Raw genomic sequence first — 13,710 nt, forward strand, 5'->3', positions numbered from 1 at the left:
TACGAGCCATGGACATCGGGATCTTCACCGGAATCACGGACGAGCAGATCAGGCCGGCACCGCTGGCCCGGGCGGTCGAGGAGCGGGGCTTCGAGTCACTGTTCGTCGCCGAGCACACCCATATCCCGGCCCGGCGGGATACGCCGTACCCGGACGGGGCGGAGATCCCCCGCGACTACTACCGCAACCTCGATCCGTTCGTGAGCCTGGCAGCCGCCGCGGCCGTGACGACCCGACTGCGACTGGGCACCGCGGTCGCGCTGGTGGCCCAGCGCGACCCGATCCTGCTCGCGAAGGAGGCCGCCAGCCTCGACCTGATCAGCGACGGCCGGTTCGAGCTGGGTGTGGGCGCCGGCTGGCTACGCGAGGAGATGCTCAACCACGGCACCAGCCCGGCGACCCGGGTGCCACTGCTGCGGGAACGGCTGGCCGCGGCGAAAGCCATCTGGACCACCGAGCAGGCGGAGTTCCACGGGCGTTTCGTCGACTTCGATCCGATCTTCCAATGGCCGAAGCCGGTGCAGCGACCGCACCCACCAGTGTGGATCGGAGGTTGGGGCCCGACCACCTTCGACCGGATCGTCGCTGACGGCGACGGCTGGCTCGCTCCCGGCATCGCGGTCGATCTGCTGACCCGAGGGGTCACGGAGCTGGCCGAGGTGGCAGACCGGGCCGGAGTGCCCGCACCGCCGGTGATCGCGACCCTGGCCGATCCCGACGAGGCGACCATCGAGAAGGTCGCGGCCCTCGGGGTCCGCCGCATCCTGTTCAGCCTGCTTCCGGTCACCGACGCCGAGACAACGATGCGCGCCCTGGACCGCCTGGGCACTCTGGCCCGGCGGGCCGACCCGGCCTGGTTCCAGCCCAGTTCCGGCCCAGTTCCGGTCCGGCCTAGGGGCTGACCGAGTCGGGGCGAATACTGGCCAGCAGGGCGGGGAGCTGCCCCAGCGCGGCGGCCATACCGAGGACATTCTGGTATTCGCGAAGGTGGACAATCCGCCCGTCGCGGACCCTGAGTACGAGAAGAAACGACTGCGAAGCGCGCTGGCCGGTGGTGGTCACCGTCCCGGCCAGGTCGTACTCGACAATTATCACCTCCGGGTCGGCGGTGTCGTGGATGACAACGTTGCGGAACCCCTCGAAACGCACCGGCAATGGCACGCTCTGCGCCGAGGTGAACGCCTTGAACGACTCACGCCCCTCGAAGCGATTCGGCATGCCCGGACGGGCGAACGGGAACTCGATGACCACATCATCGACATACAGCTCGTCGGCGATTTCAGGGGCGCCGCCGAGCAGCATCTCCTGAAATCGAGCAAAAGCGTCACGCGGACCGGGGTTTCGGACAACGGAAGGCGACACCACGTGCGATCCCTCCAGCTCGGTGGTGGGCGACCGCCGGCAGCACAGGGCAGCCGCCGAGCTAACATGAGTAGAGACTCAGAATATAGTGAGTCACGACTCATGTTGTCAACGCGAACCCGGGACGTCACCCATGAGCACAGACAGGCCCTCGTCGGCCCCCCGAGACGGCCGGCCGGCGAGCCAGGGCCTGCGTGCGGACGCCCGGCGTAACCGAGCACGCATCCTGGATGCCGCCGAGGCCGTCTTCGCCGAGAAGGGCGCCTCGGCGTCGACCGAGGAGGTGGCCCGACGCGCCGGGGTCGCCATCGGCACCGTCTTCCGGCACTTCCCGACCAAGGAAGCCCTGCTGGGGGCGCTCGTCGGCGACCTCGTGGAGCGGCTGGGAGCCGAAGTCGAGGTCCTGGTCGCCGAAGGTGACCCCACCACCAGTCTGTTCACCTTCTTCACGGGCATGGTCGAGCAGGCGGCGGCGAAGAAGACCGTCGTCGACCTTCTCGCCACCTCCGGAATCGACCTGCCGGTGGCCAAGCCCGTCCACGCGCTGCGGCAGCCGATCGAGGCGCTCCTCACCCGCGCCCAGCAGGTCGGCGCCGTGCGGGACGACGTCCGCATACCGGAGGTGCTTGCGCTCCTCACCGCCGTCTGTCAGGCGGCCCTACGCGGTGACTGGGACCAGGACCTGCGCACTCGAACGCTCACCGTCGTGTTCGACGGTCTACGTCCGCCCGGGATCCGATGACGCGGGCCCGATGACGCGGATCCGTCGACCTTCGGGCACGAAGAGCCACGAGAGGCCCGGTGGCGAAATTCGTTTGAGCGATCGAGACCGGTCGGCGATCGTCTCGGGCGGAGGTGGTGCATGGTGACCGCGGCGCCGACGCTTGCGGAGGAAGAGATTCAGAGCTTCGTGGACGACGGGTTCGTCCGGGTGCCCGAGGCGTTCCCACGAACGTCGGCCGACGAGGGCCGGTCGATGCTGTGGCGGATGACCGGCCTTGACCCCGACGACCCGGCGACCTGGACGAGCCCCGTCATCCGCCTCGGCGGAAGCGCCGAAGCGCCGTTCCACGAGGCAGCCAACACGACACGGCTTCGCGGCGCCTACGACCAGCTCGTGGGGCCCGGGCGGTGGCTGCCCCGCACCGGCCTGGGTACCTTCCCGATCCGGTTCCCCCACCCCGACGACCCTGGTGACGCCGGCTGGCACATGGACGGCGGCTATCTTCCACACGGTGCGACCTGGCCCTGGCTGAACATCAGATCACGTGGCCGCGCGCTGCTGATGCTGTTCCTGTTCTCCGACGTCGGCCCTGACGACGCCCCGACCCGCATCAAGGCCGGATCCCATCTCGACGTCCCGCCCTTCCTCGCACCCGCCGGCGACCAGGGCCGGGACGGCCTGGAGCTGTGCCGGGAGATGGACGCGGCCGGCAGGCTCGACAGCCCTGACCGCCCGACGGCTCTCGCGACAGGTCAGGCTGGCGACGTCTACCTGTGCCATCCGTTCCTCATCCATGCTGCGCAACGGCACCGCGGGGCCGTTCCGCGTTTCCTCGCCCAGCCGCCGCTCGACCCGGCAGGCCTGCTCGACCTGGACCGCGCCGACGGCGCCTACTCCCCGGTGGAGCTCGCCGTCCGCCGCGGCCTCGGCACCGGCGTCTGACACGTCGCACCGGTGGCGGTGGCGAGCCGGTCACAGAATGACACCGGTCAAGATCGGTAATCGACGGGCGGACCTCCGAGAGCCCGCTGGTTCGACGACCCGGTTTGACGAGTCGCAAACGTGAAGGATTTTTGTCGTTCCGACGACCAAAATTCCTCAGTCCTGGGCCGAGAGCTGGCGTCAGCTTCCGCTGGGTCGCAGTTCGGCCGTGCCTTCCTGAGCCTCCAGCAACTGGTCGCCGTGTTCGGTTATCCAGGCCGCCAGCGCCCGCATAGGTCCGTCCACGAGGCTGCGCCCCAGCGGTGTCAACGCGTATTCGACCCGCGGCGGGGCCTGCGCGAAGGCGCGGCGCTCCACCAGGCCGTGCGCGCACAGCCGACGCAATGCCTCGGTCAGGACCTTGTCGCTGATCCCACCGATCGCGGCGCGCAGCTCGCGGCGCCGGCAGGCGCCCGACTGCAGCGCCGCGAGCACGACCGGGTCCCAGGTGTGGGCGAAAAGCTCGGTCGCGGCCCGCAGCCGGCAATCCACGATCAGCCGCTCGCAGTGGTTCCCGGGCTCGCTCATCCTCTACATCGTCGCAGGATTCGCACGCACCGATCGGTGCGTGACGGATGCCTAGCGTTCGTTTTCGACGCGCGTTTCCGCGCAGAGCGCAGAGCGCGGAACGCAGAACGCAGAACTCAGAGCGCGGACGAGAGGGGACCGGAGAGCATGCGAATCGGGATTCTGGGAACGGGCGGTCTGGCCGAGGGCCTGGGGCGAGGCTGGGTCCAGGCCGGGCACGAACTGGTGATCGGCGGCCGGTCCCGCGCGAAGGCGGACGCGCTCGCCGAGCGCCTGGGCGGGCCGACCCGGGCGGGCACCCCGCGGGAGGCCGCCGCGGGCCGTGACGCGGTGCTGCTCGCCGTGCTGTGGGAGGGCGTCGAGGACATCCTGCGCAGCGCCGGCGCCGCCGACGGCCAGCTTGCGGGAACCCCACTGATCGACCCGACCAACGCGGTCGAGCACGGTGTCGGTGTGCTGCTTCCCGAACACCCTGGCGGCGCGGCCGGCCAGATCGCCGCGGCGGCCCCCGGAGCGCACGTCGTGAAGGCGTTCCATCTCTTCCCGGCCGACCAGTGGACGCGCGCTCCCGGCAACGGCGACAACAGCGGCGGCGCCCCGGGGCCGACGGTGGCGATCTGCGGCGACGACGAGACGGCACTGCGGATCACCAGCGATCTCGTCCGGGATGTCGGTGGCGTGCCGGCGGTGCTGGGGCCGCTCAGCCGGGCGCGTCAGCTCGAGGAGGTCGCCGGTTTCGTCATCGGGCTGGCGTTCGCGGGTGTTGATCCCGCCTCGGCCATCCCCCACGTCCCGTCGGGTGCCGTGGCTGCCTGATCAGGTACCCGCCTGGCCAGGTACCCGCCTGACGACGGCGGCGTTCACAGGCTCAGGAAGGCGTTCACAGGCTCAGGAAGAAGTCCCGGATGTCGGCCGCGAGCAGTTCAGGCACCTCGAGCCCGGGGAAGTGACCGCCGCGGTCGGCCTCCGTCCAGTGGGTGATCGGCAGCCGGCGCTCGGCGTACGGCCGGACCGAGCGGGTGATGTCCTCGGGCAGGACGAGGACACCCACCGGCTGGACGGTCCGCCACGACGGCGGGCCGCTGGTTTCCCGGTGCAGGCGCGGCGCGGTGCCGCCGGTGCCGGTCAGCCAGAACAGCGTCACGTTGGTGAGCACCCGGTCATCACTGATCGGGAAATCCTCCGCCGCCCACATCGTCATCACGTCGAGCAGCCAGGCGAGCAGACCGACCGGCGAGTCGTTGATCGCGTAGGCCACGGTCTGCGGCCGGGTGCCGTTGATCTGCCGGACGCCGGGCTGGGCCTGCAGGTAGGCCTCGGTCTGCCTGAGCCGCTCCTGGTCCTGTGCGGTGAGCTCGGCACGGTCCGGGTCGCCGGGAACCGCCGGGGTCGGCAGGTAGTTGAGGTGGATACCGACGACGTGCTCGGCGTCGTGGGCGGACAGCGCCCGGGAGATCGCCGAGCCCCAGTCACCACCGTGAGCGCCGTAGCGCTGATATCCCAGCCGGCGCATCAGCTCCGCCCAGGCCCGCGCCACCCGGTCGACATCCCAGCCGCGCTCGTGGGTGGGGCCGGAGAAGCCCCAGCCTGGAATCGACGGGACGACCACGTGGAAGTCGGCCGACAGCGGCCCGATCACGTCGAGGAACTCCACGATCGACCCGGGCCAGCCGTGCGTGAGCACCAGGCCGAGCGCGTCCGGCCGCGGGCTGCGCACGTGCAGGAAGTGGATTCGCTGGCCATCGATCTCGGTGACGAACTGCGGGTAGCTGTTCAGCTCGGCTTCCGCGGCACGCCAGTCGTACCGGTGGCGCCAGTGGTCGGCCAGCTCCCGGACCCTGCCCAGCGCCACGCCGAACTCGTCACCGACGCCTGGCAGCTCGTCGGGCCAGCGGGTGCGGTCGAGGCGGGCGTGCAGGTCGTCGAGGTCGCTCTGGGGTATGTCGATCCGAAAAGGCTCGATCGTCATCGTCCGCTCGATCATCATCGTCCACATCCGTTCGCCTGACTAACGTTGGTGTTCCCAACGGTAAATCGTTGGGAACACCAACGCAAGCGCCTAGGATGCAGTCCATGCCGGAGCACGACCACCACGCGCCGATCAACCCCGCCGCCGTCCCCGCGCGCCTGCGGTCACTGACCAGCCGACTCCTCGGCCGCGGCGCACTGCACGCGGAGCGGATCTCGAACGCCCATCTCGCCACCGCCGGCGCGACCCGTTGGCACTACTCGGCGCTGGTCACGCTGCGCGACAGCGGCCCGGCGAGCCAGGCGGCACTGAGCGAACGCACCGGCATCCACCGCAGCGACATGGTCGCGGTGCTCGGCGGCCTGGCTGACGCCCGATATGTCGAACGGACCCTCGACCCCGCCGACCGCCGCCGCAACATCGTCACGATCACCCCCGCCGGACGCGACCACCTGAGCGCCCTGGACCGACTCGTCGACGAGTCCCAGGAGGAGCTGCTCGCGCCACTCACCTCAGCCGAACGCGCGGAGCTTGTCCGCCTCCTACAGCAGCTGGACGATCACCACTCGGCCCGCTGAGCACCCCGACCCGTCACAACCAATCGCGACACACCCCGCCAGATCATTGAAATTAATTTCGTTTTGTGTTAGCCTGAAAAGTTGTCGGTAGGTTCATTCGCATGCCTACGGATGATCGACCCAGCCAGACCGCGCTCACCGCTGCCGCTGCCCGGGCAGCCCATCTGCTCGTCGATTCCGAACCATTTCTGTTCTCGGACCCGCTCGCATCGACGATGCTGGGCGAGGGCGCCGATGACCTTATCGGTTATCACCGCCTGTACGGCTCGCATCTGGTACTCGCGAACGCCCGTGCCATGGTGACCACCCGCGCCGGCTACACCGAACACCGACTTCGCCAGGCGATCGAACGCGGAACGACCCAGTACCTTCTGCTCGGTGCGGGCCTCGACTCGTTCGCCTACCGATCGCCGCTGGCCGCAGGCATCACCGTATTCGAGGCCGACCAGGCCGCCACCCACCGCTGGAAAATCGCGCGACTGGCCGAGGCCGGAATTCCGGTGCCGGAAAATGTCAGGTTCCTGCCGATCGACCTCGGTTCCGAGCCACTGGACGCCCTGCTCCGCGACGTCGGGTTCAGCTTCAGCCGGCCCGTCTTCGTGAGTTGGCTCGGCGTCACCTTCTATCTCACGCGCGCCGCGGTGGAGGAGGTGCTCCGAGTCGTCGGCACGCTCGCGCCGGGAAGCGAGATCGTGCTGGAATACATGCTTCCCGATGGCGTGCGCGATACCGATGGCCAGGCCTATGTGGAAGCGGTTGCACCGATGGCTGCCCAGCAGGGCGAGCCGTGGCTGACATTCCTGCACCCCGAGGAGGTCCACGCCCTGCTGGCACGCCACGGCCTCGCGATGGTCGAGGACGTCGGACCGGTCGAAGCGCTCGGGAGCAGGCTGTGGGCGAACCGGCAGGACCCGCTGCGGGTCACCGGCCTCTCCAGACTCGCATACGCGGCCGTCGGGTCCGCTACGACGGCTTCGGTCGACCGGCCGGGCAGCCATCCGGAATAGTTGCACCACGAACAGTTGTCGGCCGTTGCCTTCCCTGCGCCCCGTCGTTGGTATTTCGGCGCCGGAGACCTCCAGCGGCTCATAGCGGACCCCGCCACACCCACCGGCCATTTCGGGGAATACAGTTCCTTCGGGCCTGACCGGGATCCACCCGGCAGCGAGTGTGCCCGAAGGTCGCCGTGGCGACCCCGACAGGTGCGCCGTGAGATTCACGCGGCCCACTGACCGGGGGGCCAGCTGTGGAAGACGCATTGCCGGGAACTCTGCGGCGGATCCAGCCCCGGATTGCGTTTCGCGTCGTCGGGATCGCGCTCGGACTCGTCTTCACCAGCGCTTTCCTCTACTTCGCCGTGACAAGCAGGCTGGTGGACCTCGCGGTCTACCGCCTGGGCGGCGCCGCGGTCCTCGACGGCGCGGATCCCTATGCGCGGCTGCAGCCCGATTCCGGGCTCCCGTTCACCTACACGCCTTTCGCCGCCGCGCTCTTCGCGCCGATCTCGCTTCCGCCGCCGTGGGTCGCCCAGACTCTGTGGACCACCGCCCTGCTGGTCAGCCTCTACTTCTTCGGCGCGGTGTCGATGGACGCGCTGTCGAACGAGGCGGTGCGGCCCCGGCCCAGGTCGGATCGGCGCGGACGGATCCTGACCCACGGGGCTGTCGCCGGTTTCGCGCTACTGCTCGAACCTGTTCGCAACACCTTCAGCTTCGGCCAGATCAACACGATCCTCGCACTCATGATCATGGTTGATCTCTTCGGTCGGCTCCGGCTCCTCCCGCGCGGCACCCTGGTGGGCATCGCTGCCGGGATCAAACTGACGCCCCTCATCTTCCTTCTGTACCTGCTGTGCGTCGGCAGGTGGCGTGACGCCATGACGGGCACGGCCGCGTTCTGCGTCACCGTGGCGGTCGGGTTCGCGGTAAGCGCCGGCCCCTCGACCACGTTCTGGACGCACACCATGCTGGACGCGGACCACGTGGGCGGCGTCCCGTACGTCGGGAACCAGTCGCTGCTGGGTGTGCTGTCACGCCTGCTGGCAGGCCAGGACCAGGCACAGCCCCTCTACCTGCCGATCGCGGGGCTGTTGCTCGTCACCGGGCTGGCCGCCGCGGTGTTCCTGTGCCGCACCGGTCAGCCGTTGCTGGGCGCCTCGACCTGCGCCCTGACCGGGCTGCTCGTCTCACCGGTCTCCTGGAGCCATCACTGGGTCTGGCTGGTGCCGCTCCTGCTCTGCCTGTTCGCCGACCCGGCCAGACCGCCCTGGGGCCGGGCCGCGGCGCTGACCGGCTACTCCCTGGCTGCCCTTGCGCCGATCTGGTGGGTGCCTCGGGGCGACAACGTCGAGTTCACGCACAATGCCTGGCAGACCGCCTGCGCGAACAGCTACTTCGCGGCGGCGCTCGGCCTGTTGGCGGCGCTGCTCCTGTTCTGCTGGCGGCGCCTGTCCCGCTCACGGCGTGGCTGGGGCGATCCGCACTGCGCGGATCCGTACGGCGTTGATCCGTACGGCGTTGATCCGAACGACGGCGCCCCGCTCGGCGGTGCTCAGGAGGCCGTGACCTGCCGGCGCAGCCGGTTACGCGGACGTGGGCTGACCGTGCCCGGGGGCGGCGCCGACGGTGGCACGAAGGTCGACGGCGGTACCGGTGCCGGCGAGGGCGGTAGGCAGTAACCGTACTCGACCTGGCGCCGCCAGACCGTCAGCCGGCAGTGGTCCGCGCTCACCGTCCAGGTGCGGCGCTCGGCACGGTCCTCCACCTGGATCGGGCCGACGGTCGCCGATTCGGCGGACCGCAGGTGCGCCCAGGTATGAGCGTCCTCCCAGCCGGCGAAGGTGCCGACGAGCTCGCCGTCTCCGTCAAAAACCAGGAATCGTCGGATCATCATTGATCATCCTCGCTTCTCCCCGCCGTTCGGGCGGTTTCACCACGCATTTCACCGAGGCCCACGGACACCGGTCGGCGACAGGAAGGACAACGGCGCGACCAGGTAGTCCACGTAGTGGTTCTCGACCGCGAACGCATCCGCTTCGGATGCGGAGTCAAAGGCCAGGACGATTCGCCGTGCGCGACGCGCGCCCCCGGAGAGGAGGATCACCCCGAACATCGACGACGGGTCGAAATCTCCGCCCTCCACCGGCCGTGGCATCGCTGGCCGGACTCGTCTGCCACAGCCGGATGCGGTACGCGAATAACGATTCAACGGGACTCCAGTTCTGCTGGGATGCCCGCACCGGCGGACACACGCCGCGATCGCTGAGACGATCAGAGTGGCGGACCCCTGCACCAGCCCACCCGGAGGGCTGCACCGGCCCATCGGGGCAGCCGAAGCGCACGAGGTACCCGGGGCGCCCGGGGCCGCGTCGAGCCGTGGCTACCCAAGCCGTCCCGACCAGCACCGACGCTCCCCTTGGTAGGTCTATTCATCGACAACATCTCACCCAGGAGCTGGATTTCGCCACTCAAGGTGAGCACCGCTTCTGCAGCATGGAGCTTGCACCACGCATATGCAAGGTCTTGTGTGATGGTTTCGCTACAGATTGCGCACTATCTATGCGATCAGTTTGTGGATGCGTGACGAAATGCGTCCCCACGATCGCCACTCAGTGGGCATCGCGGACGAGTACCCCAGGAGGGCGCGGTGACAGCGAGGAACAGCGGTCCGACCGTGCGCCGTCGTCGACTCGGCGCGGAACTGCGCCGGCTGCGGGAGACCGCGGGCATCGAGGTCGAACAGGCCTGCGAAGCACTGCGCTGCTCCACGTCCAAGATCAGCCGACTGGAGAACGGGCGAATACCCGTACGCACCAGGGATGTCGCCGACCTGCTGGCGCTGTACGGGGTTCCTGACGGCGAGCACCGCGCCGCGTTGCTCGCTCTTGCCCGCGAGTCCCGGCGGCACGGCTGGTGGCAGGCCTACCAGGATGTCGTCCCCGCCTGGTTCGAGGTCTACATCGGCCTGGAGGCCGATGCCTCCTCGATCAGCGTCTACGAGCCGCAGCTCGTCCACGGCCTGCTCCAGACCGCAGACTATGCACGGGCGGTGATGCGGGCAAGCCTGCCGGAGGCCTCCGACGACGAGATCGCACGCCGGGTGGCACTCAGGCTTGACCGGCAGTCACGGCTGCGCGACGAGAACCCACCCCGACTCTGGGTCATTCTCGACGAAGCCGTGCTCCGGCGACCGGTGGGCGGGACCACCACCATGAACCGCCAGCTTCAGCAGGTCGCCCAGGCGGCCGAGCTCCCGAATGTCACCGTTCAGGTACTTCCCTTCGCTGTCGGGGCACATGCCGGGCTGGGCAGCACGTTCTCCGTTCTGAGCTTTGCGGATGAGACGGATCACGATGTGGTCTATATAGAGAAAGGGGCTGGAAGCCTCTACCTAGAACGCCCTTCCGAAATTCGCCGCTATAGAGTCAGGCTCGATCATCTGATGGCGTCCGCACTGAGCCCGGCGGACTCCCTGGTCCTGATTTCTGACGCTTCGGAGGATTTTCGGTGAATACGTCCAGAAAACCGACAGTGGCGGACCCGGCGACGCTGGAATGGATCAGGAGCCGCCACAGCGGAGGCGAGGGCGGGATGTGCGTGGAGGTGGCGCACATCGACGGCGGCGTCGCCGTCCGCGACTCGAAGGCTCCCCTCGGCGCGATGCTCCTCTTCAGCGGCGCCGAGTGGGGCGCCTTCCTCGCCGGCGTTCGGGACGGCCAGTTCGACGACCCGCCGGCCCTACGCACAGTCACGGCCATCGACCGCCCCTGAGGAGCGCTCGCCCGACGCCCGACCGGTGACGGGCACACCGGCCGGTACCTCGACGGCCCCGGCGGTTCGCGGCTGCCGACGGCCCGCCGGCAGCCGGCCCCGCGGAAACCGCCGCTTCGACCTGCACCGCACGCGGGTGCCCGGGCTGGCGGAGTCCGGAGCGTCCCGCACCGGGCAGCACCGCCACGAGGACGCAGGTGGTCGTTCATCGCCTCTTGCGTAACCGGCCACCGTCACGCACTCTGTAGATGTTCACCCGGTCATCATTGACTGAAGGTGACAAATGTTGCGGCTATGTAGCGTTGAGGATGGGCTCCGCTCGATGGGCTCAGCTCCACCACGGCGCCCATCTCGTAGCGGAGGAGCGATCCCGTGAAGGCCACCGAACGCGCACCGGCCCGACTGCGGCGCTAGCCAGACCGTCACGCCCTTTTCCTCGTAGCGGCGCGCGGTCCGGGCTGTCCGCCCACCGCCTCGCACCGCCGTAGTCGCGTCTCCACCGGGTTCCGGCGAGTCCGGGTCCGGTCGAGTCGGGGTGTCCACTCCGCCGCGGTTTTCGTAGTAGTCCGCCTGTTCCCCTGGTACCGGGAGGTGATTGCCGTGGCCACCGCCACGACCAACCTGCTGAACACTCCTCTGCCCGATCCACGTGTGGAGCGGGTACGGCGCACAGCCCTCGCCGCCTACGTCGACGGGAAGATCAGCTTCGCGCAGGCCAACTCCCGGGTCCGCAAGGCCATCGATCGCTTCACGCCCACCGCCGGCGCCCACCAGGGCAGCACGGCACTGGGCTCCGAAGCGCTGGGGCTCTGAGGCGCGGGAGCTCTGGGGCGCTCAGGTTCTGGGGCGCTCAGGTTCTGAGGCGCGGGAGCCCTTCGCGTGTCGCCGCACACCGGGTGCCGGTTCCTGAAGGCCAACAGCGCAGGAGCCGGCACCGCGGAACCATCGCAGCGGCATACCAGATCAGAAGGGGCGAGCCGCCGCGAATACAGCTCTATCCGTAGAGCCGCTCACGCGATGCGCACTTTCAGAAACTCTTGGTAACTCTCCAGATGCCGTGCGTGAGATAGTCGTCGTGGCCGGCCGCCCGGGTTCACCCCCCGATCGCCCGGGCGCCCGGCCGTCCACGCCACTGCGGTGGCAGCGAGTCAGTGCAGGGCAGGCGGCTCGGCCCGAGCCTGATCCTGCTCCAGCGCCACTCGGCTGAGCGCCGCGGTCCAGCGGTGGAAATCGATCAGAGATGCCCGCGGCTCCTGCCGCCACAGGGCCTGCGTGACATACGCCGACAGCCCGTTCGGACCCACCCGGCGCAACACGACGTCCAGCAGGTCGCTCGGCAGGCTGACGGAGACGACCTGATATCCCTGCTCCTGGTGGCCAGGATTGCCGAACCCCGAGCCGTCCGCATACATGCGACCCACCAATCCCGGCCGAGTGCGGCTCTCACCGACCGACAGAACCGCCAGACACGACAGAACCACCAGACACGACCGAGTCACCAGACACGACCGAGCCGCCGAACATTTCAGACACAAAATCCATCTTTACTCAGCCCTGCGCACTCCGCAATGGGTCGCGAACAAGTCCGAACCGGTCACCGGAACCTGCTTCGGGACCCCGTCCCTGGGCGCCCCGCGGTACCGAACCACTGCCGCCCAGGCGGGGGCCGCCCGGCGACGCCGATCCCGGCCAGCCCTCGTCGTCCTCATCGGTGCCGTCGAAACGCCGGTAGCCGCCCTCGCCCCCCATCGAGCCGTAGTTGGCACCGGCTCCCACGACGGTGTCGGCCGAGTGCCGGCCCCCGGAGCGCGCGTCGCCGCCCGGGTACGTGCCACCTGAGTGCGTGCCCCCCGAATGCGTCTCGTCCGTCGGCGCGTCTGCCGGCGCCTCCTCGTCCTCGATCGACCGGTTGGCAGCCGAGCGGTCCCGGCCGAGCGCGGCGATACCAGCCGCGACCAGAACCAGCGAGATGACGAACGCGATCAGGCGCGGGCCGTCCGGCGCGGGCTCGTCGAACAGGGTCAGCCCGAGTGTCACGGGTAGAAAGGCCGAGACCCCGCTGGTCACCGGAAAGGCGATCACCGCGGCACGCCCCTGCAGGCCTCGTTGCTCCAGCCCGAGCGCCAGCACAGAAAAGAGCACCAGGAGATACGGCGTGGGCGTCGACAGCAGGTCGATCAACGTGGAGTCACCGTTGCGGCGTTCGTTCACCGCCAGGCCGATCTGCCGGGTGGCCAACGTCGCGATGGCGTAGCTGACCCCGGCCGCCAGCCCGAAGCCCAGCGCCGCGCCCGCGATCTGTTGTCGGGCGGAGGCCAGGTTCGCACCGAAGGCACACAGCAGCGAGAAGATCAACCCCAGCACCAGGAACGCGAGCAGTACGTCGTTGCCCGCGGGACTTCCGACCTCGGCGTGATGCTGGAACGCATAGGCCAGCAGCACGACGCCGACCACCATGAGGCCCACCCCGCTCCAGCCGCCCCGGCTGATGTGCTCCCCCAGGAGCCGGCGGGCCAGCAGGGTGAACACGATCATGTCGAGCGCCATGACCGGCGCCACCAGGGCGACCGGTGCCACGGACAGCGCGTAGACCTCCAGCAGGAACGACCCTGCCTCGACGGCAAGGCCGACCAGCCACAGCGGACGGGTCGCGAGACGCGCAAGAAGCCCCAGGCCAAGCCCGGTTCCGGCCTCCTCCCTGCGCGCGGCCATCGCCTGGATCAGCGGAGCGACCCCATACAGGGCCGCGGAGACGACGGTTGTGGGCAGCCCGACAACGAGCGCCGTGTTCATGCTCGG

At 69.2% G+C, this 13,710-nt stretch carries 16 protein-coding genes; 10 read left to right on the plus strand and 6 right to left on the minus strand.

The genetic code is table 11. The features are described from left to right. Positions 1–8: 8 nt before the first annotated feature. Complete coding sequence (locus tag ACG83_RS24360) at positions 9–902, plus strand: LLM class F420-dependent oxidoreductase (protein WP_054568494.1); 894 nt, start codon at positions 9–11, stop codon at positions 900–902. On the opposite strand, the gene ACG83_RS24365 is transcribed toward ACG83_RS24360, so the two are convergent. Then, positions 892–1,302 (minus strand): nuclear transport factor 2 family protein, encoded by a 411-nt coding sequence (locus tag ACG83_RS24365; protein ID WP_063793182.1) that lies wholly within the window; start codon positions 1,300–1,302, stop codon positions 892–894. The two genes, ACG83_RS24360 and ACG83_RS24365, sit on opposite strands and share 11 nt — an antisense overlap. A 193-nt stretch (positions 1,303–1,495) precedes the next feature. On the opposite strand from ACG83_RS24365, the gene ACG83_RS24370 reads away from it, so the two are divergent. Then, on the plus strand, positions 1,496–2,104 hold the full coding sequence (locus ACG83_RS24370) for a TetR/AcrR family transcriptional regulator (RefSeq protein ID WP_054568495.1): 609 nt from the start codon (positions 1,496–1,498) through the stop codon (positions 2,102–2,104). Positions 2,105–2,224: 120 nt separating this feature from the next. Next, positions 2,225–3,028 (plus strand): phytanoyl-CoA dioxygenase family protein, encoded by an 804-nt coding sequence (locus ACG83_RS24375; RefSeq protein WP_054568496.1) that lies wholly within the window; start codon positions 2,225–2,227, stop codon positions 3,026–3,028. 180 nt (positions 3,029–3,208) lie between these two features. Here ACG83_RS24375 and ACG83_RS24380 read toward each other — a convergent pair whose 3' ends face one another. After that, on the minus strand, positions 3,209–3,595 hold the full coding sequence (locus tag ACG83_RS24380) for a helix-turn-helix domain-containing protein (RefSeq protein ID WP_054568497.1): 387 nt from the start codon (positions 3,593–3,595) through the stop codon (positions 3,209–3,211). A 147-nt stretch (positions 3,596–3,742) separates the two neighbouring features. Here ACG83_RS24380 and ACG83_RS24385 point away from each other — a divergent pair, with 147 nt between their 5' ends. Next, on the plus strand, positions 3,743–4,411 hold the full coding sequence (locus ACG83_RS24385; RefSeq protein ID WP_054568498.1) for an NADPH-dependent F420 reductase: 669 nt from the start codon (positions 3,743–3,745) through the stop codon (positions 4,409–4,411). Between the two features lie 64 nt (positions 4,412–4,475). Here ACG83_RS24385 and ACG83_RS24390 read toward each other — a convergent pair whose 3' ends face one another. Then, the gene (locus ACG83_RS24390) at positions 4,476–5,564 is read right to left on the minus strand and encodes an epoxide hydrolase family protein (protein WP_054568634.1); all 1,089 of its coding nucleotides are present in this window, start codon (positions 5,562–5,564) and stop codon (positions 4,476–4,478) included. 104 nt (positions 5,565–5,668) lie between these two features. Here ACG83_RS24390 and ACG83_RS24395 point away from each other — a divergent pair, with 104 nt between their 5' ends. From ACG83_RS24395 to ACG83_RS24405, 3 genes are all read left to right on the plus strand, one after another. Further along, complete coding sequence (locus ACG83_RS24395) at positions 5,669–6,142, plus strand: MarR family winged helix-turn-helix transcriptional regulator (RefSeq protein ID WP_054568635.1); 474 nt, start codon at positions 5,669–5,671, stop codon at positions 6,140–6,142. A gap of 101 nt (positions 6,143–6,243) precedes the next feature. Then, on the plus strand, positions 6,244–7,149 hold the full coding sequence (locus ACG83_RS24400) for an SAM-dependent methyltransferase (protein ID WP_054568499.1): 906 nt from the start codon (positions 6,244–6,246) through the stop codon (positions 7,147–7,149). A gap of 251 nt (positions 7,150–7,400) precedes the next feature. After that, the gene (locus ACG83_RS24405; RefSeq protein WP_235498142.1) at positions 7,401–8,819 is read left to right on the plus strand and encodes a glycosyltransferase 87 family protein; all 1,419 of its coding nucleotides are present in this window, start codon (positions 7,401–7,403) and stop codon (positions 8,817–8,819) included. A gap of 263 nt (positions 8,820–9,082) precedes the next feature. On the opposite strand, the gene ACG83_RS24410 is transcribed toward ACG83_RS24405, so the two are convergent. Then, positions 9,083–9,295 carry a hypothetical protein gene (locus ACG83_RS24410; protein ID WP_054568501.1) on the minus strand — a complete coding sequence of 71 codons (213 nt, stop codon included), beginning with the start codon at positions 9,293–9,295 and terminating at the stop codon, positions 9,083–9,085. A gap of 492 nt (positions 9,296–9,787) precedes the next feature. On the opposite strand from ACG83_RS24410, the gene ACG83_RS24415 reads away from it, so the two are divergent. The 3 genes from ACG83_RS24415 (at position 9,788) to ACG83_RS45835 (ending at position 11,724) form a co-directional block, all read left to right on the plus strand. After that, positions 9,788–10,651 carry a helix-turn-helix transcriptional regulator gene (locus tag ACG83_RS24415; protein ID WP_054568502.1) on the plus strand — a complete coding sequence of 288 codons (864 nt, stop codon included), beginning with the start codon at positions 9,788–9,790 and terminating at the stop codon, positions 10,649–10,651. Further along, positions 10,648–10,911, plus strand: a complete 264-nt coding sequence (locus ACG83_RS24420) for a DUF397 domain-containing protein (protein WP_054568503.1) — start codon at positions 10,648–10,650, stop codon at positions 10,909–10,911. The genes ACG83_RS24415 and ACG83_RS24420 overlap by 4 nt, the downstream gene beginning before the upstream one ends. Positions 10,912–11,511: 600 nt before the next feature. Then, on the plus strand, positions 11,512–11,724 hold the full coding sequence (locus ACG83_RS45835; protein WP_054568504.1) for a hypothetical protein: 213 nt from the start codon (positions 11,512–11,514) through the stop codon (positions 11,722–11,724). 335 nt (positions 11,725–12,059) lie between these two features. On the opposite strand, the gene ACG83_RS24430 is transcribed toward ACG83_RS45835, so the two are convergent. Both ACG83_RS24430 and ACG83_RS24435 read right to left on the minus strand, forming a co-directional pair. Next, positions 12,060–12,323, minus strand: coding sequence for a hypothetical protein (locus tag ACG83_RS24430; RefSeq protein WP_006545474.1), 264 nt, complete (start codon positions 12,321–12,323; stop codon positions 12,060–12,062). A gap of 136 nt (positions 12,324–12,459) precedes the next feature. Then, positions 12,460–13,704, minus strand: coding sequence for a hypothetical protein (locus tag ACG83_RS24435; protein ID WP_054568505.1), 1,245 nt, complete (start codon positions 13,702–13,704; stop codon positions 12,460–12,462). Positions 13,705–13,710 lie beyond the last annotated feature (6 nt).

Source organism: Frankia sp. R43 (assembly GCF_001306465.1).
GTDB lineage: Bacteria > Actinomycetota > Actinomycetes > Frankiales > Frankiaceae > Parafrankia > Parafrankia irregularis.

Coding starts and splice junctions, on each gene's coding strand:
- ACG83_RS24360 (WP_054568494.1), top strand. CDS start 9: ATGGACATCGGGATCTTCACCGGAATCACGGACGAGCAGATCAGGCCG.
- ACG83_RS24365 (WP_063793182.1), bottom strand. CDS start 1,302: ATGCTGCTCGGCGGCGCCCCTGAAATCGCCGACGAGCTGTATGTCGAT.
- ACG83_RS24370 (WP_054568495.1), top strand. CDS start 1,496: ATGAGCACAGACAGGCCCTCGTCGGCCCCCCGAGACGGCCGGCCGGCG.
- ACG83_RS24375 (WP_054568496.1), top strand. CDS start 2,225: ATGGTGACCGCGGCGCCGACGCTTGCGGAGGAAGAGATTCAGAGCTTC.
- ACG83_RS24380 (WP_054568497.1), bottom strand. CDS start 3,595: ATGAGCGAGCCCGGGAACCACTGCGAGCGGCTGATCGTGGATTGCCGG.
- ACG83_RS24385 (WP_054568498.1), top strand. CDS start 3,743: ATGCGAATCGGGATTCTGGGAACGGGCGGTCTGGCCGAGGGCCTGGGG.
- ACG83_RS24390 (WP_054568634.1), bottom strand. CDS start 5,564: ATGACGATCGAGCCTTTTCGGATCGACATACCCCAGAGCGACCTCGAC.
- ACG83_RS24395 (WP_054568635.1), top strand. CDS start 5,669: ATGCCGGAGCACGACCACCACGCGCCGATCAACCCCGCCGCCGTCCCC.
- ACG83_RS24400 (WP_054568499.1), top strand. CDS start 6,244: ATGCCTACGGATGATCGACCCAGCCAGACCGCGCTCACCGCTGCCGCT.
- ACG83_RS24410 (WP_054568501.1), bottom strand. CDS start 9,295: ATGCCACGGCCGGTGGAGGGCGGAGATTTCGACCCGTCGTCGATGTTC.
- ACG83_RS24430 (WP_006545474.1), bottom strand. CDS start 12,323: ATGTATGCGGACGGCTCGGGGTTCGGCAATCCTGGCCACCAGGAGCAG.
- ACG83_RS24435 (WP_054568505.1), bottom strand. CDS start 13,704: ATGAACACGGCGCTCGTTGTCGGGCTGCCCACAACCGTCGTCTCCGCG.